At 64.4% G+C, this 20,055-nt stretch carries 21 protein-coding genes; 12 read left to right on the top strand and 9 right to left on the bottom strand.

Translation table 11 applies throughout. The features are described from left to right. Positions 1 to 3 precede the first annotated feature (3 nt). The 4 genes from PCE31106_RS20695 to PCE31106_RS20680 form a co-directional block, all read right to left on the bottom strand. Entirely contained in the window at positions 4 to 2,634 is a 2,631-nt protein-coding gene (locus tag PCE31106_RS20695; RefSeq protein WP_150564552.1) for a sensor domain-containing protein, read from the bottom strand. A 120-nt stretch (positions 2,635 to 2,754) separates the two neighbouring features. Beyond that, on the bottom strand, positions 2,755 to 2,973 hold the full coding sequence (locus tag PCE31106_RS20690) for an RNA-binding S4 domain-containing protein (RefSeq protein ID WP_017233336.1): 219 nt from the start codon (positions 2,971 to 2,973) through the stop codon (positions 2,755 to 2,757). Between the two features lie 67 nt (positions 2,974 to 3,040). Continuing rightward, positions 3,041 to 3,622, bottom strand: a complete 582-nt coding sequence (locus PCE31106_RS20685; protein WP_017233337.1) for a TMEM175 family protein — start codon at positions 3,620 to 3,622, stop codon at positions 3,041 to 3,043. Between the two features lie 34 nt (positions 3,623 to 3,656). Further along, entirely contained in the window at positions 3,657 to 5,000 is a 1,344-nt protein-coding gene (locus PCE31106_RS20680) for a GGDEF domain-containing protein (RefSeq protein ID WP_254441227.1), read from the bottom strand. Positions 5,001 to 5,302: 302 nt separating this feature from the next. On the opposite strand from PCE31106_RS20680, the gene PCE31106_RS20675 reads away from it, so the two are divergent. From PCE31106_RS20675 to PCE31106_RS20665, 3 genes are all read left to right on the top strand, one after another. Then, positions 5,303 to 6,310, top strand: a complete 1,008-nt coding sequence (locus tag PCE31106_RS20675) for a DUF72 domain-containing protein (protein WP_150564551.1) — start codon at positions 5,303 to 5,305, stop codon at positions 6,308 to 6,310. Positions 6,311 to 6,440: 130 nt separating this feature from the next. After that, the gene (locus tag PCE31106_RS20670) at positions 6,441 to 6,746 is read left to right on the top strand and encodes a panthothenate synthetase (RefSeq protein WP_150564550.1); all 306 of its coding nucleotides are present in this window, start codon (positions 6,441 to 6,443) and stop codon (positions 6,744 to 6,746) included. Between the two features lie 239 nt (positions 6,747 to 6,985). After that, positions 6,986 to 7,477: a cupin domain-containing protein gene (locus PCE31106_RS20665; RefSeq protein ID WP_017233341.1), complete on the top strand. Its 492-nt coding sequence runs from the start codon at positions 6,986 to 6,988 to the stop codon at positions 7,475 to 7,477. Positions 7,478 to 7,554: 77 nt separating this feature from the next. Here PCE31106_RS20665 and PCE31106_RS20660 read toward each other — a convergent pair whose 3' ends face one another. Further along, positions 7,555 to 8,682 (bottom strand): aminotransferase class V-fold PLP-dependent enzyme, encoded by a 1,128-nt coding sequence (locus PCE31106_RS20660; protein ID WP_150564549.1) that lies wholly within the window; start codon positions 8,680 to 8,682, stop codon positions 7,555 to 7,557. A gap of 285 nt (positions 8,683 to 8,967) precedes the next feature. On the opposite strand from PCE31106_RS20660, the gene PCE31106_RS20655 reads away from it, so the two are divergent. Continuing rightward, positions 8,968 to 9,606 carry a glutathione S-transferase family protein gene (locus PCE31106_RS20655; RefSeq protein WP_017233343.1) on the top strand — a complete coding sequence of 213 codons (639 nt, stop codon included), beginning with the start codon at positions 8,968 to 8,970 and terminating at the stop codon, positions 9,604 to 9,606. 64 nt (positions 9,607 to 9,670) lie between these two features. On the opposite strand, the gene PCE31106_RS20650 is transcribed toward PCE31106_RS20655, so the two are convergent. Together PCE31106_RS20650 and PCE31106_RS20645 are read right to left on the bottom strand one after the other, a co-directional pair. Beyond that, positions 9,671 to 10,147, bottom strand: a complete 477-nt coding sequence (locus PCE31106_RS20650; protein WP_150564548.1) for an OsmC family protein — start codon at positions 10,145 to 10,147, stop codon at positions 9,671 to 9,673. 29 nt (positions 10,148 to 10,176) lie between these two features. Further along, positions 10,177 to 11,046 carry an IclR family transcriptional regulator gene (locus tag PCE31106_RS20645; protein WP_017233345.1) on the bottom strand — a complete coding sequence of 290 codons (870 nt, stop codon included), beginning with the start codon at positions 11,044 to 11,046 and terminating at the stop codon, positions 10,177 to 10,179. A gap of 297 nt (positions 11,047 to 11,343) precedes the next feature. Between PCE31106_RS20645 and PCE31106_RS20640 the strand changes: the two genes are divergently transcribed. The 7 genes from PCE31106_RS20640 to PCE31106_RS20610 all read left to right on the top strand — a co-directional run bounded on the left by PCE31106_RS20640 (position 11,344) and on the right by PCE31106_RS20610 (position 18,271). Beyond that, on the top strand, positions 11,344 to 12,444 hold the full coding sequence (locus PCE31106_RS20640) for an ABC transporter ATP-binding protein (protein WP_017233346.1): 1,101 nt from the start codon (positions 11,344 to 11,346) through the stop codon (positions 12,442 to 12,444). Next, positions 12,437 to 13,342 carry an ABC transporter permease gene (locus PCE31106_RS20635; protein ID WP_017233347.1) on the top strand — a complete coding sequence of 302 codons (906 nt, stop codon included), beginning with the start codon at positions 12,437 to 12,439 and terminating at the stop codon, positions 13,340 to 13,342. Before PCE31106_RS20640 ends, PCE31106_RS20635 begins: the two co-directional genes overlap by 8 nt. A 43-nt stretch (positions 13,343 to 13,385) precedes the next feature. Continuing rightward, positions 13,386 to 14,180 (top strand): ABC transporter permease, encoded by a 795-nt coding sequence (locus PCE31106_RS20630; protein ID WP_017233348.1) that lies wholly within the window; start codon positions 13,386 to 13,388, stop codon positions 14,178 to 14,180. A 23-nt stretch (positions 14,181 to 14,203) separates the two neighbouring features. After that, complete coding sequence (locus tag PCE31106_RS20625) at positions 14,204 to 14,599, top strand: (2Fe-2S)-binding protein (RefSeq protein WP_017233349.1); 396 nt, start codon at positions 14,204 to 14,206, stop codon at positions 14,597 to 14,599. Further along, positions 14,592 to 16,016, top strand: a complete 1,425-nt coding sequence (locus tag PCE31106_RS20620) for an FAD/NAD(P)-dependent oxidoreductase (protein ID WP_150564547.1) — start codon at positions 14,592 to 14,594, stop codon at positions 16,014 to 16,016. Before PCE31106_RS20625 ends, PCE31106_RS20620 begins: the two co-directional genes overlap by 8 nt. Continuing rightward, positions 16,009 to 17,145, top strand: coding sequence for an NAD(P)/FAD-dependent oxidoreductase (locus tag PCE31106_RS20615; protein ID WP_150564546.1), 1,137 nt, complete (start codon positions 16,009 to 16,011; stop codon positions 17,143 to 17,145). The genes PCE31106_RS20620 and PCE31106_RS20615 overlap by 8 nt, the downstream gene beginning before the upstream one ends. A 79-nt stretch (positions 17,146 to 17,224) precedes the next feature. Then, positions 17,225 to 18,271, top strand: coding sequence for an ABC transporter substrate-binding protein (locus PCE31106_RS20610; RefSeq protein WP_026131833.1), 1,047 nt, complete (start codon positions 17,225 to 17,227; stop codon positions 18,269 to 18,271). 156 nt (positions 18,272 to 18,427) lie between these two features. Here the strand turns inward: PCE31106_RS20610 and PCE31106_RS20605 are convergent, their stop codons facing one another. Next, the gene (locus PCE31106_RS20605; RefSeq protein ID WP_150564545.1) at positions 18,428 to 18,823 is read right to left on the bottom strand and encodes a BLUF domain-containing protein; all 396 of its coding nucleotides are present in this window, start codon (positions 18,821 to 18,823) and stop codon (positions 18,428 to 18,430) included. A gap of 110 nt (positions 18,824 to 18,933) precedes the next feature. Between PCE31106_RS20605 and PCE31106_RS20600 the strand changes: the two genes are divergently transcribed. Next, on the top strand, positions 18,934 to 19,683 hold the full coding sequence (locus tag PCE31106_RS20600; protein ID WP_017233354.1) for a YoaK family protein: 750 nt from the start codon (positions 18,934 to 18,936) through the stop codon (positions 19,681 to 19,683). A 35-nt stretch (positions 19,684 to 19,718) separates the two neighbouring features. On the opposite strand, the gene PCE31106_RS20595 is transcribed toward PCE31106_RS20600, so the two are convergent. Then, complete coding sequence (locus PCE31106_RS20595) at positions 19,719 to 19,964, bottom strand: hypothetical protein (protein WP_017233355.1); 246 nt, start codon at positions 19,962 to 19,964, stop codon at positions 19,719 to 19,721. Positions 19,965 to 20,055: the final 91 nt, after the last annotated feature.

Genomic DNA, 20,055 nt, shown 5'->3' with positions numbered 1-20,055 from the left:
GTTTCAGGCGGGGACGGGGTTCGGTGAGGGAGGGCGTGCCGACCATTGTTCGAGCCAGCGTTCGACGTCGACGGCCGACAGGGCGGGGGAGAACAGATACCCTTGCGCGACACGATACCCTTGCGCGAAGAGCAGCGCTCGCTGGGCTTCGTCCTCGACGCCTTCCGCCACGACCGTCAGGCGCAGATTGCGACCGATGCTGATGATGGCATTGGTCAGTGCCTGCACCGTTTCGTCGCGGGTAATGTCATGGACGAAGCTGCGGTCGAGTTTCAACTCCGAGACCGGCAGGCGGCGCAGATAACCCAGACTCGAGTAGCCGGTGCCAAAGTCGTCCATCGAAAGGCGCACGCCCATGCCGTGGACTTCGTCGATGATGCGCAGCGTGGTCGGATTGTGGTCCATCAACACGCTTTCCGTGATCTCGATGGCGAGGCACGATGGTGGCAGATCGTGATCGGCCAGCGCGTCGGCAATCGTACGCGGCAGGTTGTGATCGTGGAAGTTGGTGGGCGACAGGTTGACCGACACATTGCCGATGCCTACGCCTCGCCGGCGCCAATCCGCCAACTGGCGACACGACTCGCGCAGCGTCCAGGTGCCGAGTTCCCCGATCAGGCCGCACTCCTCGGCCAGTGAAATGAAGCGCGACGGCGACACGTCGCCGTACTGCGGATGCGTCCAGCGCGTCAGGGCCTCGGCGCCGTAGACCGAGTCGTCGGACAGATCGATCTGCGGCTGATAGAAAAGCGCGAGCTTGCCGTGCCGCAGGGCGTCGCGCAGGGCGGTCTCCAGCTCGAGCCGCTCCTGCGCGTGGATGTTCATGTCTTCGTGATAGACGCGTACGCTGCCCGGGCTGGTCATCTTCGCCTGATACATCGCCATGTCTGCACGCTGCAAAAGCATGTCGAATTCCTTGCCGTGATTCGGATACAGGCTGATGCCGAAGCTGCCCGACGGTGCGAGCGTCACGCCATCGATCTGGCATGGCGCGCGCAACGCGCTGCGCATGCGCTCGAGCGCAATATCGAGTCGCTCGGGATCGCACTCGGTGAGCATGGCCACGAACTCGTCGCCTGACAGACGCGCGACGATATCGGCGCCGCGCAGCGAGCGTCTCAAGCGCTGGGCGATCGTGCGCAGCAGGGCATCGCCTGCCTGGTGGCCGAGCGAGTCGTTGACCTGCTTGAAGCGATCCAGGTCGATGAAGATGACGGCCATGCGCGCGTTCAGCTCCGCCGCGCTGGCAATGGCTTGTGCCGCGAGCACGCCGAGCATGCTTCGATTGGGCAGGCCGGTGAGGTTGTCCGAGAACGCCAGTTGGCGGATGCGCGTGCGCGACTCGTCGCGCTCGAAGGCCAGCTTGCACAGATGCACGCAGACGTCGACGAGTCGTTCATGCAGGGCGTCGGGGCTGCGCGGCGTGCGGTAATAGAAACCGAGCACCCCGAGGACCCGCCCGTCGTTCGCGATGATGGGCATGGCCCACGACGCGGCCAATCCGAATTCGGCCGCCATGTCGCGGAAATCGGCCCAGCGCGGGTCGTTCGCAATGTCGGTCACGATCACCGGGCGCGCATGAAACGCCGCCGAGCCGCAGGTGCCTACGTTCGGTCCAATGGCCAGGCCTTCGATGTTCTTGTGATACTGCGCGGGCAGGCTTGGCCCCGCTTGCGGGCGCAACCGGCCTTCCGAATCGACCCGCACCACCGAGGCCACGACTTCGGGCGCGATCTGCTCCAGTTCGCGGCAGATGAGCGTGAGCACTTCGACGAGGGGCGCATCGCGCACCATCGCGGCGAGCGCCTTGTGTTGCAGCACTTCCTGAATCTTCGATTGCGTGATGTCGGTGAACAGCACGACGGCGTTGAGGAGTTTGCCGTTCGCGTCGAGCATCGGGTTCGTCACGACGGAGACCCACAGCGGCTGGCGTTGCAGCGTGCGCACGAGCACTTCGCTGTGGCAACTGCGGCCGTCGCGGGCGGCCACGAGGCAATGCGCAAGGGCCTCCTTGATATCGACGGCCGATGCACTGTCGGCGACGTCGCCCGTCGTGGTTTCCTCCAACGGCAGCCGGGTGGACTGGCCGACGACCTCATTCGCGGCGTAGCCGAACATGCGCGTGAACCCGGCGTTGACGTAGCACACGCAACCCTGGGCGTCGGTGATGAGCACGGCGTTGTCGGTCTCGTCGACGCCGAGCGAGAGCAGGTGCAGGCGGGCGTCGTCGGCCGCCTGGCGCTCCACGCGCGCGGTCACGTCGACGGCGAGCTTGATCACGAAGGCGAGATTACCGTCGTCGTCGATGACGGGGTTGTAAGTGGCTTCGAGCCAGATCGGGCGACCGTCGCGGCGGCGACGGCGAACTTGTCCGGTGTGCGAGCGCCGGGTGCTGGCGACGTGGGCCAGGGCATTGCCGCATGTGGGATCGCCGGGTTCGCACAGTAGTGCGTGCGGCTGGCCAAGCAGGTCGGCGCGCGCGTAACCGAACATGCCGAGCAGCTTGTCGTTGACATCGACGACGATGCCATCCGGCGTGAGCGTGAGCATGCCCAACGAGTGGTCGAGCGCCGCGAGCAGCGCCTCGCGCCCCGGCGCGGTGCCGGCGACGGACGGTGAACGGGGCACGACCATCGCAACGGCCTCCTCGGACGTCCTGTGGACATTGTCGGGTGTGACTTGGGCTGACACGCCAAAAACCGCTTTTAAGTATAGCGGCCTGCGGGGGCAGGCTCACATGGGGGAAACCGGGTATCAAGCCGCCTTGACGCGAATGCGAACACCGTCGACCGAAACGGTCTGACCGGCGCGGATCTTGCAGGTCTTGCGGGTCTCCTGCCGTCCGTCGACGCTGACCGCGCCGCTGGCTACCATCACTTTGCCCGCGCCGCCCGAATCCACGAGGCCGGCGAGCTTGAGCAAGTCGTTCAGGGCGACGAATTCGCCCGTCAGTTCAAAGGTTACGTTTTGCATGATGGACCGGATACTACGTAAAAACGCGATGCGCGTCGACTGCCACCGTGCTTGCGCGTGCGTGGCCCTATGACTCGATCACCTGTTCGATCCGGCGATCCGGGATCAGCCAGACGGCGGCGACCACGGCGTAGAGCACGAGCGAGAGTGCCGGCATCACGAATGCCAGTCCGATGGCCAGCGCGTAGGCCACGACCGACAGCTTGCCCTTGACGTCGCGCCCCACGGCGGCGGCGAGCTTTGCATTTCCTCCTGCGCCATGCACGGCGAGCAATGCTCGCGTGAGGAGGTAGTACGCCACGGCCGCCATGAACAGCACCACGCCGTAGAGCGCCGTCGGCCAGGCGGTGAAATGGTTCTCCCCGAGCCAGCGCGTGACGAACGGCACCAGCGACAGCCAGAACAGCAGATGCAGGTTGGCCCACAGTACGCTGCCCGAGACTCGCTGAACCACATGGAAAAGGTGGTGATGGTTGTTCCAGTACAGGCCGACGTAGATGTAGCTCAGGATGTAGGTGAGGAACGTTGGGGCGACCGGCAGGAGATCGGACAGCTCGCTGCCGTGCGGTGCTCTCATCTCCAGCACCATGATCGTGATGATGATGGCGATCACGCCATCGCTGAAGGCTTCCAGTCGGCTCTTGCCCATGGTGTTCGTTGTTGTTGTCGGTCGCGGGTGGGGGTCACATCACGGCCAGGCGGTTGCGCCCGGACTGTTTGGCGGCATACAGCGCGCGGTCGGCACGTTGCAGCAGGGTGCCGAATTCGGCGTCGTCCGGGGTGAGGCTGCCGATACCGATGCTGGCGGAAAAGCGGATGGATCCGCTGGCGCCGCTACTGGGTCCGGGCACGCTGGCGTTGCCGATCGCGACGAGCAGGCGTTCGGCGGCCTGCATGGCGCGTTGGGCGTCTGCCTCGGGCAGCAGCACTGCGAACTCCTCGCCGCCCAGACGGCCGATCGGCGTGCCCTTGCGCAGCGTGGCGCGCACTACCTGCGTCAACTCCACGATGACGCGATCGCCGATGGCATGGCCCCACGCGTCGTTGATCCGCTTGAAATGGTCGAGGTCGAGCATCAGCACGGATAGGCGGCGTTGCTGAGCGCGTGCGGTGGAAAACAGGCGTTCGGCCTGCATCAGGAAGGCGCGGCGGTTGAGTGCGCCGGTCAGCGCGTCGCGCATGGCCATCTCGCCAAGCACTCGATTGACGCGACGCAGCTCGAGCGCGTCGACGACGAGCGCCGACAGATCCGCGAGCAGCGCGCGCTTCTCGTCGTCGAGCATGCGGGGGCGGCGGTCCATCACGCACAGGGTGCCCAAGCGATGCCCTTCGGGCGTGCGCAGCGGCGCGCCCGCGTAGAACCGGATGTTGGGTTCTCCCGTGACCAGCGGGTTGTCGGCGAAGCGCCGGTCGGCACGGGCGTCGGTCACGACGAGCACATCGTCGCCGAGAATCGCGTGCGCGCAGAAGGCCATCGAGCGCGGGGTCTGCGGCGTGTCGATGCCCTGGCGCGCCTTGAACCACTGGCGCGACTCGTCGATCAGCGAGACGAGCGACATCGGTGCGCCGAACAAATAAGACGCAAGACGCACGACGCGATCGAACGCGGGCTCGGGGGGCGTGTCGAGAATTTCGTAACGACGCAGCGCCGCGAGGCGTTCGGCCTCGTCAACGGGCGTGTCGGGTATCGGCCCATGCCGCGGCGTGGAAGCGGGGGCATGCGATGCGTGGAGGTCGGCTTCGGATGCGGTCATGTCGCGATGGGTGGACGCCAAAGGCGACTCTCGATCGATGATGTCGGTGACGGCGTCAATTCTGCCCCGCCTGTCGTCACTTGGCAAATGCGACGACGTGGAACCCGTCGTGCCGTGTGTGCGCCAGAGCGCGTGGGCGGTCTGCGCGATCGCTTCAGTGACCTCGTCGGCGCTGCGATGGGCGCTGTCGTGCGCACTTCCCACGGGAACGGTCGGGCCGTGATTGAGCAGACGATAAGCTTTTGAGCGTTCGACGGGCAGGCGTTCGGTCATGGCGGGCACTCGGCGGGCGTAACGGGATGACAGGCGTGATGGCCATTGGCCCATGATAGCGTGGCCGAGAAACTGCCGATGGCACCGGTGGCGAAAACGGGGATCCGAAAAAGGCGACCCGCAGGGTGAGCTGCGGGCCGCATAAACGGCACGGTGCGGGGAACGCGTGCCGGATCAGATCAGCGCGCAGTATGGCAGTCGTTCGTCCCAGTCCAGTCCCCATCCCCGGCATGCGCGCTAGCCCTATACTGGCGCGACGCAACCCAACGAACGCGACGCTTGCCGCCACGGGAGGATTTGGCATGAGCCGAGTGAAATCGCACACTGCGGGGCAGGCTGATTGGCTGACGCCCGACGCCTCCAATGCCTCCGATGCCTCGACAAGCGTCGCGACGGCTGGCCAGAATGTGTACATCGGCACGGCGTCGTGGACGGACAAGTCGCTGATTGCGTGCAAGCGGTTCTATCCGCCGGGGCATGCGTCGGCCGAGGCGCGGCTTCGCTATTACGCGAGCCAGTTTCCGATGGTCGAGGTCGATAGCAGCTACTACGCCATGCCGTCGGCATCGAACGCGCAGCTTTGGGCCGAGCGCACGCCGCGCGCGTTCGTCTTCAACATCAAGGCATTCCGTCTGCTCACGGGGCACCAGACGCCCCGCATTGCGCTGCCCAGGGATTTGCAGGCCGAGCTACCGCCGGGCCCGCGCGCGAACGTGTATTACAAGGACATTCCCGACGCGCTCAGAGACGAGATCTGGCGGCGCTATCTCGAAGCGCTCGCGCCGTTGCGGCAGGCGGGCAAGCTGGGGCTGGTGCATTTTCAGTTTCCCCCCTGGCTGACGGGGAATCGTGAGAGCCGCGCGCACGTCGAGGCGTGCGCGCAACGGATGCAGGGTTACGGCGTGGCGGCAGAGTTTCGTCACCGCGGCTGGTTCGACGGGGCGCACGGCGAGGCCACACTGGCGTGGCTGCGCGAGTTGGGCTGGGTCAACACCGTGGTCGACGAGCCGCAGGGTTTCGCCAACAGCATCCCGATGGTCTGGGCGACGACCACGCCGCTCGCCGCTGTCGTGCGCCTGCACGGGCGCAATCAGGCGACATGGAATGTGCGGGATAGCACCGCCGCGTCGGACCGCTTCAACTACGATTATCGCGATGCGGAACTGGCGGCGCTGGTTGATCCGATTCGCGTCATCGCCAAGGAAGTCGCCCGCGTGTATGTCGTGTTCAACAACAATTACGAGGATCAGGGCCAGCGCAATGCGAGGTCGTTGATGAGCATCCTCGGCTCTGATGCCGTCGCGCCGTGAGGGTGTCAGTCAGAGATGGGTCATGAGCGTCCCCGATGGCGCTTTGCTTGCTTGTTGAATAACGCAGCCAATAACGCGACGAACTCCTATCCTTGAAGCGTCCTTTCGGACACATTCAAGGAGAACGACGATGCGAATGCTTCTCAACATACGAATACCTCACGAGCCATTCAACAGTTTTGTGCGCGATGGCTCCATCGGAGAATTAATAGAGAGGGTTCTCGCAGAGATGAAACCGGAAGCAGCCTACTTCACCGAGCAGAACGGTACACGCGGAGCAATTCTCGTCGTGAACCTTGAGGAGCCGTCGCAGATTCCAAAATTCGTGGAGCCATGGTTTCTTGCGTTCAATGCCGACTGTGAGTTTCGCGTGGTGATGGGGGCAGATGATCTCAAGAAAGCTGGACTCGAAACCCTTGGCTCGAAGTGGAAATAGGGCGCGCGGCACGGCGTGCAAACGACGGCCTTAACTGCAAGAGGCCAGCATCGTGGGGCGCTCAGTGTGCCCGGGCCGTGGTGTGCTAACCCGGGACAGGCACATCACGCTGGCGCACAGCAGGAGCGCCGTGAGCACGGCGTTCAAACGAAGGCGCCGATAGTCGACGTTGCCATGCCGGCGGCGGCGCGACTTCCCATAGAATGGAACGTCACCGTCCACAACGAGGCGCTACTGCAATGAGCACGTACCTGATCAAAAGCGAAGACATCGCCGGGATGGATGGCGTCACGAAAACGCATTTCCGGAACCCGAATGCAATACGTACCAACAAATCGCTGGGCGACGCGACCGGGCTTAGCGGGTTCGGATTCCACATTGTTGAAGTCGAGCCGGGCCGTGAAACGACGGAGTACCACCTCCATCATCACGAAGACGAGTGCGTTTATGTGTTGAGTGGAACGGCAACCGCCGTGATCGGGGATGAGGCATTCGCCATTGGCCCGGGGGATTTCATCGGTTACCGGAAGGGCGGTCTGGCGCATTCGATCCGAAATACCGGTTCCGAGACCTTGCGTTGCATCGTCGTCGGCGAGCGACTTCCCCACGATGTTTGCGACTACCCCCGCCAGAACAAACGGATGTTCCGCAATCCCGGTATCGGGATGCCCTCGAATCTCGTGGATCTTTCAGCGATTGAGGTGGTGGGCGGTAGCGTTGGCAAGAAATGACGCCGTCGGCCGGTCACCCCAGGTTGGAGACCGGTCGATGCGAGGGCGGCTAGCGCCCCGCATGCGCCGGAGAAACGCTACACAATACTCTGCAATGCCTTGGCGAACCGGGCCACCGCGCCGTCGATGTCGTGCAGTTTGTCCAGGCCGAACAATCCGATACGGAAGGTCTTGAAGTCGTCGGGCTCGTCGCATCGCAGCGGCACGCCGGGGGCGATCTGCAAACCGGCATCGGCGAATTTCTTGCCGGATCGAATGCCGTCGTCATCGGTGTAGCTGACCACGACCCCCGGCGCCTGAAAACCTTCGGCCGCCACGCTCTTGAATCCGTGCTCCGTCAGGAGTGCGCGAATGCGCGCACCGAGTGCAAGCTGTTCCGCTTTTACTTTGTCGAAGCCGTACGCCTCGGTCTCTTTCATGACGTCACGCAATGTCGCAAGACTGTCCGTAGGCATCGTGGCGTGATACGCGAATCCACCATTCTCATAAGCTTCCATGATCTGCAGCCATTGCCGAAGATCGCAGGCGAAACTGGTGCTCGTGGTGGTGTCGATCCGTTCGCGGGCAAGCGCACTGAGCATGACCATGGCGCAGCAGGGCGGCGCACTCCACCCCTTTTGCGGCGCGCTGATCAGCACGTCGACGCCGCACGCCTGCATGTCGACCCAGACCGTGCCGGACGCGATGCAATCCAGGACCAACATACCGCCGACGGCATGAATCGCGTCGGACACCGCGCGCAAATAGGCATCGGGCAACATCATGCCGGAGGCGGTTTCGACATGCGGGGCAAAGACCAGATCCGGCTTGTGTTCCCGGATTGCCGCGACCACCTCGTCGATCGGGGCCGGTGCGTAGGCCGCTTGCCTTCCCGGTTCGACGGGACGCGCCTTCAAGACCGTCGATTCGGACGGTATGCCGCCCATGTCGAAAATCTGCGACCGGCGGAAGCTGAACCATCCGTTACGAATGACGAGGCACTTCTTGTTCGTTGCAAACTGCCGGGCCACGGCCTCCATGCCGAACGTCCCGCTTCCCGGGACGATGACCGCCGACTTCGCGTGATAGACGTTTTTCAGCGTATCGGAAATATCGCGCATCACGCCTTGAAAGCGCCGCGACATGTGATTGATGGAACGGTCGGTATACACGACCGAATATTCGAGGAGTCCCTCGCGGTCGACATCGGGAAGTAGTCCTGGCACGTCCGCCTCCGACAATAGACGAGTATGAAAATCAAGAACAGGGGCTCACGAAAGCCACCTGCAGGTGAGCGGGAAGCCGATTTGCGTCGCTTCAGCGGTATCAAATCATAAATGCGGCTCGCCCGGGGAACAGTTTCGTTCGTTATCTTCGCACGCGGGCGCCGGACCTGTCGGCCAGCGCCCGACGCGATGCAGTAAGATTTCCCGAAATCCGACGGCGGTCGCCTGGGCCCCTTGCCGACCCGGACATGCCGCTCCCCCTGGCGCTGGACTGGAGACAAGCCCATGACGACTGACCGACGCATCACGTTCTATCACGCCCCCAACACGCGCTCGTCAGGCGTTTTGGTGCTGCTCGACGAACTGCAGGCCGAGCACGATCTTCATCTGCTGCGTTTCGCCACCGGCGAGCAACGCGGCTCGGAGTATCTGGACGTCAATCCGATGGGCAAGGTGCCGGCCATCCGTCATGGCGATGCGATCGTCACCGAACAGGCGGCGGTCTACATGTATCTCGCCGAACTGTATCCAGAGAAAGGACTCGCGCCGATGCCGGGCGATCCGCGCCGCGGCGCCTATCTGCGCTGGATGGTGTTCTACGGCTCGTGTGTCGAGCCGGCGGTAGTCGACAAGTCGCTGGGGCGCGACGGCGCCGAGCGCTCGCGCTCGCCGTATGGCGACTACGATGCCGTTATGTGGACGCTGGAGCGGCATCTGGCGCAGAACGACGGTCCGTGGTGGTTGGGCGAGTCGTTTACGGCGGCCGATGCCTTGTGGGGCAACGCCATGCACTTCCTCACGCAATTCAAGCTCGTGCCGCCGACCCCGGCCGTGATGAGCTACGTGGAACGCTTTCGCGCCCGTGACTCGTTCGTGCGCGCGCAACAGCGCGATGCCGAACTGGCGAAACAACTCGCGGCGTAATGACCGGCCAAGCCGGGGGCGGGCAACCCATCACCCCGGTCACCCGCATCACCCCATCACCCCATCACTCAGGCAACACGTCGATGCGCGGCTCGCACTCGATGGGGAAGTTGACCGAATTGGCGATGTAGCACTTCGCGTGGGCCTGATGATGCAGTTCGGCCGCCAGCGCGGCGTTACTGCCCGCCCGGAGCGTTACGTGCGGGCGCAGCACGATCCGCGCGAAACGGCCTTCCTGCGCGGTGTCGATCATCGTGCCCAGGGCGTGGTCGGTGTATCGCTCGACGATCACACCCGCTTCGGCACACAGGTGCAGATACCAGAGCTTGTGGCAGGCGCTCGCGGACGCGACCAGCAGGTCCTCGGGATTCCAGCGCGCGGCGTCGCCACGAAAGGCGGGGTCGGCGGAGCCGGGGATCGTCGGTTTGCCATCGGCGCGAATGTCGTGATTGCGCCCGTACGCGCGGTAGCCCGACGTACCGCTGCCCTGATTGCCGGTCCACTCGACGTCGACCTGATATTGATGTTCGCCTGATGCCACGAAGTATCTCCCTGGTAGGCCAGCGTGAGTTACGCCAGCGGTTCTGTCGTCAGCGCCCGTGTAAGGCCATGCATCGGGCGGCGCATTGCAACGTCGAAAGGGTTCGTCTGCGGGCCGATCAACTCGGCCTGACGTCGCAGCAATTCCACCACCATCGGCAGACGATCCTGCGACAGCCGGGCGGCGAGCGTGCCCACGCTCAGCGCGGCCACCGCGTGCCCGGTGCGGTCGAACACAGGAACCGCCACCCCGGCCATGCCGTCGAGCACGCCGCTGTTGCTGCCCGCATAGCCCAATTGACGCACACGCTCGATTTCGGTGCGCAAATAGACCTCGTCGAGCACCCCATACCCGCGCAAACGCGGCACGTTAAAACGAATGATCTCTTCGCGCTCGGCCTCCGGCAGGAAGGCGAGAATCGCCAGACTCCCCTGGCCGACGCCCAGCGCCACGCGACCGCCGATGTCGCCGGTGAACGAGCGGATCGGGAAGGGCCCTTCGCACATATCGAGGCACACGGCATCGAAGCTGCTGCGCACCAGCAGGAAGATGGTGTCGCCGAGGCTCGCGCAAAGCCGCAGCAGCGACGGACGGCACAGCGTGCGCATGCCGCTCGGGTTGCCGGCTTGCGCCGCCATCGCGAAGAAGTCGATGCTGAGCCGGTAGAGCTTGGAGGTCTCGTCCTGTTCCACGACCTGCTCGGCGATGAGCGCATGCAGAATTCGGTGCACCGTCGCCTGACTGAGGCCCACGGCCTTGGCTAGGTGGGTCACACGCTCGCCCTCGGGCTTGGCGTCGCCCAATGCGCGGATGACGGCAAAGGTGCGTTGCAGAATGCCCGCGCCAGCCGCGTCCGACGACGGCGACGTCGGCGTGCGGGGTGAATCGATGGTGTTCATTACTGTCTCGAATATTCCGTCAAATGGAATACTAGCGTAAGCCAATACCTTTTGAAAACAGGTGCGATCCACCGAAGCTGTAAAGAACATCCAATATTCGCAGTAGGTTAGGGATTGTACCGAGGTGGTGACGCGAAATGAATTCATGTGTTCATTCGTCAAATATTCCGTCAAACAAAATAATATGAATATTTATCTCATTTCACGGAATCGTTATCTTGCGGCGGGCAATTTGGCTCGCTACTGTTCGATGCAATTGCATTTCTTGCGGCGCGCAAGTGCCCGAAGGTCGTAACCATGTCTTTTCTGACTTTGACGGATGTTTCCAAGACGTTTGGCGAGCTGAACGCCGTCTCGAACGTCAACCTCTCGGTGGAGAAGGGCGAGTTCGTCTCGCTGCTGGGGCCCTCGGGCTGCGGCAAGACCACCACCTTGCAGATGATCGCGGGCTTTGTGGAAACCACCACCGGGCGCATTACCCTCGATGGGCGCGACATCACGCACATGCGTCCGAACAAGCGCGGCCTGGGCATTGTGTTCCAGAGCTACGCACTGTTCCCGCATATGACCGTGGCGGATAACGTCGGCTTCGGCCTGGAGATGCGCGGTATCGACAAGGCCGAGCGTCAGGCGCGCATTCGCGAGGCGCTGGCCCTCGTGCGCCTCGATGCGCTCGGTCATCGCTTCCCGCGCGAACTCTCCGGCGGTCAGCGCCAGCGCGTGGCAATCGCGCGCGCGGTCGTGATCGCGCCGCCCGTGCTGCTGCTCGACGAGCCCATGTCGAACCTCGACGCCAAGCTGCGCGAAGACATGCAGTTCGAGCTGCGCGCGATTCAGCGCAAGATCGGCACGACCACGATCATGGTCACGCACGATCAATCGGAAGCGCTGTCGATCAGCGACCGGGTCGTGGTGATGGAGGCCGGGCGCATCACCCAGGTCGACACGCCGTATCGTGCCTACGAGCGTCCGCAAACGCCGTTCGTCTCGAAGTTCATCGGCAAGGCCAACATGCTGGCCGGCCGTGTGGCGGCGCGCGACGACGAGCACCTGCATGTCGAGATAGGCGCGCAACTGACCCAGCGCGCGCGGCTGTCCGACCTCTCGCCGCGTGAGCGCGTGATGGCCGTGGGGGACGCAATCACGCTGTGTCTGCGTCCCGAAAAGGTTCGTCTGTGCGCACCCGCCGACGGCCGGATGGCGGCCACGGTCACGAGCCGCTTCTTCCTCGGCAGCCAATGGCTGTACCGCGTGGACAGTCCGCTGGGCGAAGTGCTCGTGTGTTGTCAGAACGAAGGCGGCGAGCCGCTCGCCGAGGGCGCGCCGGTCGGCCTCGACTGGCAGGCCGAGGCCGTGCGCTTCATTACGCCGAACGCGGGAGAGCACGCTCATGGCTGAGACATTGCAAGTGGCCAGCCCCGAGACGGCGCCGGCGACGCGTGCGCCCTGGCATGCGTATCTGCCGATGTGGTTGATGAGCGCTCCGGCCATGCTGCTGTTCGTGGCGCTGGTGCTCATTCCGCTGCTCATGACGCTCGCGCTCACGTTCTATCAGTTCGATCCGTCGAGCGGCCCGATCGCGGCGTTCCAGTTCGGTAACTACGCCGAGGTACTGTCCGACGCGTACTTCCACACGATCTTTCTGCGCACGTTCGGCATCTCGCTCACCGTCACGGCGGTGTGCGCCGTGGTGGGCACGTTCGAAGCCTATGTGCTTTCGCGCATGGGCGACCCGTGGCGTTCGCTCTTCTTGCTGGTGATTCTCTCGCCGTTGCTCGTGTCGATCGTGGTGCGGGCGTTCGGCTGGAGCATGCTGCTTGGCTCGGGCGGCCTGATCAATCAGACGTTCGGCCTCCTGGGCATGGGCCCGTACAAGCTGGAATACACCCACTTCGCGATCATCGTCGCGCTGGTACATGTGATGCTGCCGTTCATGGTGATTCCTGTGTGGACGTCGCTTCAACGGCTCGACCCTCAGACCGAGAACGCCGCGCTGTCGTTGATGGCATCACCGGCCACGACGCTGCGCCGCATTGTGTTGCCGCAACTGGTGCCGGGCATTCTGTCGGGCAGTCTGATGGTGTTCGGCCTGTCGGCGAGTGCATTCGCGATTCCGAGCCTGCTGGGCGGACGCCGCCTCAAGGTCGCCGCGACCGCCGTGTACGACCAGTTCCTGAGTTCGCTGAACTGGCCGCTGGGCGCGACCATCGCCGTGCTGCTGCTCGTAGCGAACCTGATCGTGATGCTGACGTACTACCGCCTGCTCGATCGCCGCTATTCGCGCAGCATGGGCTAAGGCCAGGACACGGTCTCCCGCAGAACAGAACCCACTCGCCATCATGCGTAAAAACAGCCCCCTGGCGCTCGCGTTCCATACGCTCGTCATTCTCTTCGTCCTCGCGCCGATGATCATCGTCGTGCTGGTCGCGTTCACGCCCGAGCAAACGCTCTCGCTGCCCACGCGCGGCGTGTCGCTGCGCTGGTTCCGCGCGATTCTCGACTACCCCGACTTCATCGCGTCGTTCTTCACGAGCCTGAAGCTGGCGTTCCTGTCGGCAACGCTCTCGCTGGCGATTGCGTTGCCCGCCGCCCTGGCCATCGGCCGCGCGCGCTTTCCGGGACGCAACTTCCTCAACGGTTTGCTGCTGTCGCCGCTGGTGATTCCGGGCCTCGTGCTCGGCATTGCGCTGCTGCGCTTCTTCGCCATGCTGGGCGTGAGCGGCTCGTTCGCGGCGCTGACCTTCGCGCACATGATCGTCGTGACGCCGTTCATCATGCGCCTCGTGCTGGCGTCGATCAGCGGACTCGACCGCAGTGTCGAGCATGCGGCAGCGTCGCTCGGCGCGGGCGCATGGACGACCTTCCGCCGTGTGACCATGCCGATGATCCTGCCGGGCATTACCGGCGGCTGGCTACTTGCCTTCATCAACAGCTTCGACGAGCTGACGATGTCCGTCTTCATCACCTCGCCGCAGACGGTCACGCTCCCCGTGCGCATGTACATGTATGCGACCGAGTCGATCGATCCGATGATGGCGTCCGTTTCCGCGCTCGTCATTGCAGTGACGCTGGGCGCGATGTTGCTGCTCGACCGTGTCTACGGCCTGAACCGCATCCTGATCGGTCAGCATTGAACGTGCGCTCCAAGAAGAATCTCATGTCTCACGCTTCCCATGCTTCCCGCGCGTCGCAAGACACCTGCGCGCCCGGACATCCGCAATTGGCGCGCCTGGTCGAGACGGCGCGCGCGCCCGTCACTTTCTATCTCGACGGCGCCCCGGTGCAGGCACTCGCGGGCGACACGCTGCTCACGGCCATCCTCATGCACCAGCGCCATGTCCGGATCAGTGAATTCGGCGGCGCACCGCGCGCCGGTTTTTGCCTGATCGGTGCATGCCAGGATTGCTGGGTGCGCTGCGAGACGGCGTCTGGCACCGGTGGCGATGCCCAACTGACGCGTCTGCGCGCCTGTTCGACACCGGTGCAAGCCGGCATGCGGATTCTCACGCGGGCGCCCGATGCCGACGAAGCGCACGGAGGCTCGCATGTTTGAGCACGCTGAGATCGTGATCGTCGGCGCCGGTCCTGCGGGCATTCGCGCTGCGCAGACGCTGGCGGCAGCGGGGCAGCGTCCAGTGGTGCTCGACGAAAACATGCGCTGGGGCGGACAGATCTACCGACAGCCGCCGGCCGGCGCGGGCTTCACACGGACCAAGCAGGCGCTGTACGGCTTCGAAGCGGCCAAGGCCGACGCCATCCACGGCGCCATGGCCGCGCTCTTGCCTCAGGTCGACTATCGACCCGAGACCCTCGTGTGGGCTTGTGATCCGGCGCGGCTCCATACGATCCACGACGGCCGGGAAAAACCCGTGCCGTTCACGCATTTGATCATTGCCAGCGGTGCGACCGATCGCGTCTTGCCGCTGCCGGGCTGGACGCTGCCGGGCGTGTACACGCTGGGCGGCGCGCAAGTCGCGCTCAAGGCACAGGGGTGTGCGATTGGCGAGCAGGTGGTGTTCGCGGGCACGGGGCCGTTGCTGTATCTCGTGGCCTACCAGTACGCGAAAGCGGGCGCGAACGTGGCCGCGGTGCTCGACACGAGCGCGTTTGCCGGTCAGGTCAAGGCCACGCCGCGGCTGCTGAATCAGCCGGCCACGCTCGCCAAGGGGCTCTATTACGTGGGATGGCTGCGCGCGCATGGGGTGCGCATCGAGCATGGCGTCGCGCTCGACGGCATTGACGGCGCCGCCGGGGTGCGCGCGATTCGCTGGCGGCGCGACGGCCGCGAACACACGTTGGCGTGTAGCGCCGTGGGGTTGGGCTTCGGCCTGCGTCCCGAGACACAACTGGCCGATTTGGCCGGGTGCCGTTTCGTCTTCGACGACCTCAATCGTTGCTGGCTACCTGAGCGCGACGCCGCCGGTCGCAGTTCGCAACCCGGCATCTATGTGGCGGGAGACGGCGCGGGTATCGCCGGCGCCGACGCGGCGGAACTCGCCGGCCGTCGTGCGGCGCTTGCTTTGCTCGAGGATCTCGGCATCGCCGCCCCGGCAATGCCCGACGCGCCCGACGCCGACGCCATCGAACGCAAGCTCGCGAGCATTGGGCGCTTTCGTGTGGGGATCGAGCAGGCGTTTGCGGCGCCCGACGATCCGTCGGCGCGTTGGCCTGACGACATGATCGTGTGTCGATGCGAGGAAGTCGATGCGCGCACGCTGCGCGACTGCGTGCGGGAGGACGGTGTGACCGACATCAATCGGCTCAAGGCGCTCACGCGTGTCGGCATGGGACGCTGCCAGGGCCGCATGTGCGGTGAGGCGGCCTGCCATCTGCTCGCGCGCGAGAGCGGCCAGACGCTGGCACAAGCGGGGCGTCTGCGGGCGCAGGCCCCGATCAAACCGATTCCGATCGCGCCGATGTTGTTCGATGAAAACGTTGCGGCCATTCCCGAGGAGGCGCGCGATGAGTGAGACCCTGCATTACGACGTTGTCGTCGCCGGTGGTGGGCTGGTCGGCGCCTCGGCGGCGCGTGCGCTGGCCGAGCGTGGTTTGCGTGTGGCGTTGTTCGAGCGGCGTTATTGCGGCGCGCAGGCCAGCGGCGTGAACTACGGCGGCGTGCGCTGCCAGGGCCGCCCGGAAGAACAACTGCCGCTCGCCATGCGCGCGCGCAAGCTATGGGATCGCCTCCCCGAATTGATCGGGATCGATGGCGAATTCGTGCGCTCGGGACACTTGCGTCTCGCTCGTCGCGAGAGCGATCTCGAACCGCTCGACGCCTGGTCGGCCATGGCCAGCCGCTACGGTCTTGCCTCGACCGTGCTGCGTGGGGCGGCGTTTCGCGAGCGTTTTCCGTGGCTGGGCGACGGCGCCGTCGGCGGCTCGCTGTGTCTGAGCGACGGCCACGCGAACCCGCGTCTCGTATCGCCCGCGTTTGCGCGCGCCGCCCGCGCGCTCGGCGCGCACGTGCGCGAACGTACGCCGATCACCTCGGTGGCGCACGATGGCGTGCGCTTCCAGCTCGCGGCAAAGCCAGTCGACGGCGAGCCATTGCACGTGAGCGCCGACTGGCTGCTCAATACCTCCGGCGCGTGGGCGAATCACATCGCGGGCACGTTCGGCGAGCGGGTGCCGATGCATGCCATCTATCCGAACATGTGGGTCACCGAACCGCTGCCGAAGTTCATTGGCCATAACCTCGGCGTGTACGGCGGCGGCGTGTATGCGCGGCAAGTCGAGCGCGGCAACTGTGTGATCGGCGGCGGACGCGGCACCGGCGACGGCGAGTACGCCCAGCCGTCGGCCGATACCACGCGCGCCGTGATGCGCGAGGCCTGTGCATTGCTGCCGGCGCTGCGCCATGCGTTGCTCATTCGCACTTGGAGCGGCGTGGAGGGCGAGACGCCCGATAACAATCCGATCATCGGCATGAGTCGCACCACGCCGCATCTGGTGCATGCCTTCGGCTTCTCGGGGGGCGGCTTTCTGCTGGCCCCTGGCGTAGGCGAAGTGCTGGCGGATCTGGTCACGCACGGCGAGACGGCGACACCGATCGAGGCGTTTGCCGTCGACCGGTTCGCGCCGGTCACGACCGACGCGTGATCGGCAAATGCATCCCGTACGTCCCGAGTTCGTCACAACACTACCTTCCTCACACCCAGGAAACACAAGGAGAACCACGATGAAGCTATCCCGAAAGGTCGTCATGTGCGCTGCGGCGCTGGCATTGGGCGCGAGCAGCGCGGCCTGGTCGCAGTCCAAAACGTTGTACGTCGGCATGAATGGCGGCTCGATGGAAAAGGCCTATACGACGCAGGTCTTCCCCGAGTTCGAAAAGGCCAACAATGTGAAGGTCGTGGTGGTGCCGGGAACGTCGTCCGACGTGCTGGCCAAGCTGCTCGCGAATCGAAACAGCCCGCAGATGCACGTGGTGTTCCTGGACGATGGCGTGATGGCGCGCGCGATCAGCATGGGGGTGTGCCAGAAGCTCGACGATTCGCCCACGCTCAAGGAGCTGTACCCGTTCGCGCGCGTGAAGGACGACATGGCCGCTGGCGTGCAGCTGGGCATGACCGGTATCGGCTACAACACCAAGATCTTCAAGGAAAAGGGCTGGGCCGCGCCGACGTCGTGGAGCGATTTCGCCGATCCCAAGTACAAGGGCAAGGTGGTGTTCCAGTCGGCGTCGAGCAGCACGTTCGGCTTGCATGGTTTCCTGGCCCTGAACCGCATCTGGGGCGGTAGCGAGACCAACGTCGAGCCGGGCTTCAGCAAGTGGGCGACCACCGTGGGCCCGAATGTCGTCGAGTACATTCCGAATTCGGCCAAGCTCTCGGAAATGATCCAGACCGGCGAAGCCGCGATCTTCCCGCTGACGCCGACGGCCGTGAGCGAGCTGCAGGACAAGGGCATTCCGGTGGCGTACGTGGCCCCCAAGGAAGGTGCCGTGCAGTTGCTGGTCGACCTGTGTGTCGTGAAGAACAGCCCGGATAACGCCATGGCGCAGAAGCTTGCGCAATTCCTGCTCTCGGCCAAGGGGCAGACGCTTGCCGCCGCGGCGGGTGCGTACATCCCGACCAATCCGCACGCCACCGTGCCGCCCGCGATGCAGAAGCGTCTGGGCAAGATCGACGAACTGGTGAAGAACATCACGACCGTGGATTGGGACGCCATCAATCAGCGTCGCGCCCAGTGGGATCAGCGCTGGAACCGTCAGATCGAGCAGTAATCTCGATGCCGTGACCCTGGCGCATGTCCAGCATGCGCCGGAAAGACGGAAAACGCCGGGCCGCTCATGAAAGGCACCCCGAAAGTTGGACGGATGTCTGACGCTTGGGGGGGGGCATCAGGGCGCCCGGCGTTTTTTGCTCGGGTGCCAGATGGGTCACATCGCGTCTGACTTGGCAGCGAGTGCGGCAAAGGCGCCGACAAGGTCGGCGTGGTCGGCGGGGATCATCAGGGCCTGCAGCGCGTGGGCGGGCTGGTCGAGCATCAGGTAGCCCAGGCTCCACGTCGGAAATGCGCCGGGCGTGTGCGGTGTGCCATCGAGCAACACCTGGACGTCACGATGGTGACGCGATGCCTCGATGCGCTGGCGTGCATCGGCAAGCGGTTCGCTCGGTCCTTCGATGTATTGATAGAACATCGTGCCATCGTAGAGCAGCACGCCGGTGATGCCGTAGGTGGCGTTGAACCCGCGTGAGTTGGCGATGATCTTGGCGAGCTCGCGCAGATCGAGATCGGGCAAGGCTCGGCTCAAGTACGCGTAACACTCGATCATGCTTCGTTGTCTCCGTCATACAGGCTGGGCGTCGGCGCGCGATATTGGCGTGGACGCTGCGTCAACGCGCATTAGAATACCGCATGTGCGAAGCCTGAGACTCACGCGTCATGCCGATCAAATTTCTACGTGGATTCACCCAGCCGGTGCGCACCGATGCCGCGAACCGGCGTCTGGGCTGCTCGCTGGCTTTCGTGGCGGGCGGCGCCAACGCGGGCGGCTTTCTTGCCGTCGGTCAGTACACGTCGCACATGTCGGGCATTGTCGCCTCGCTCTCCGACAATCTGGCGCTCGGGCAGCTCGTGCTCGTATTGGCCGGATTCAGCGCCTTGCTGGCGTTCCTGCTCGGTGCCGCAACCTCGTCCATCCTCATTCATTGGGGGCGGCGCCATCAGACGCACAGCGAATATGCGGTACCGCTCATGCTCGAAGCGTTGCTCCTGCTGGCGTTCGGCGTGATGGGGGCCAATCTTGAAAATCGGCGGCTGTTATACGTGCCGGGCACCGTCGGGTTGCTGTGTTACGTGATGGGGCTGCAGAATGCCATCATCACCAAGATCTCCCGGGCCGAGATTCGCACGACACACGTTACCGGTCTGGTCACGGACATCGGCATCGAACTGGGCAAAATGAGCTACTGGAATCGGCCCGGGGTGGCGCGTCATCTGCCGCGCGTGGCCGGGGACCACCAGAAGCTGCGTTTGCTGTGCGCGTTGCTGGGCATGTTCTTCCTGGGCGGGCTGGCCGGGGCGCTGGGTTTCAAGCACCTCGGCTTCGTCGCGACGGTTCCGCTCGCAGGGATACTGATCGTGCTGGCCATCGTGCCGCTGCTCGACGATCTCGCAAGAAGTCCCCACTGAACCCTGCACCACCGAACCCTGACGCCAGTCAGCGCTCAGTCGGCCATGGCGGGAATGGCCCCGTCCTGGAAAAGCACGCGCGGTGCATCCATCGTGCCGTCTTCTTCGTCGACCAGCACTTCGTAGGCGGCGATGCCCGCGAAACCGGAGGCCATCGATTGCGCGATGCGCACGGCGCCGAATTCGGTGCTCGCCTGGCGCAACTCGCCGGGCTGCAAGACGCCGTCTTTGTTCTTGCGATAGGGCACGACGATGAACTTGATGGATTTGGCGTCGCTCATGGTGTCACTCACGATGAAATGGCATGATCGGAAATGTAGCATGAGTACTGTATAAAAATACAGTGTATTTTTGAAGTCATTCCAGCGCCCT

The sequence above is a fragment of the Pandoraea cepalis genome (assembly GCF_902459665.1).
GTDB classification, from domain to species: domain Bacteria; phylum Pseudomonadota; class Gammaproteobacteria; order Burkholderiales; family Burkholderiaceae; genus Pandoraea; species Pandoraea cepalis.
This window is presented reverse-complemented; position numbering and strand designations above follow the sequence as displayed.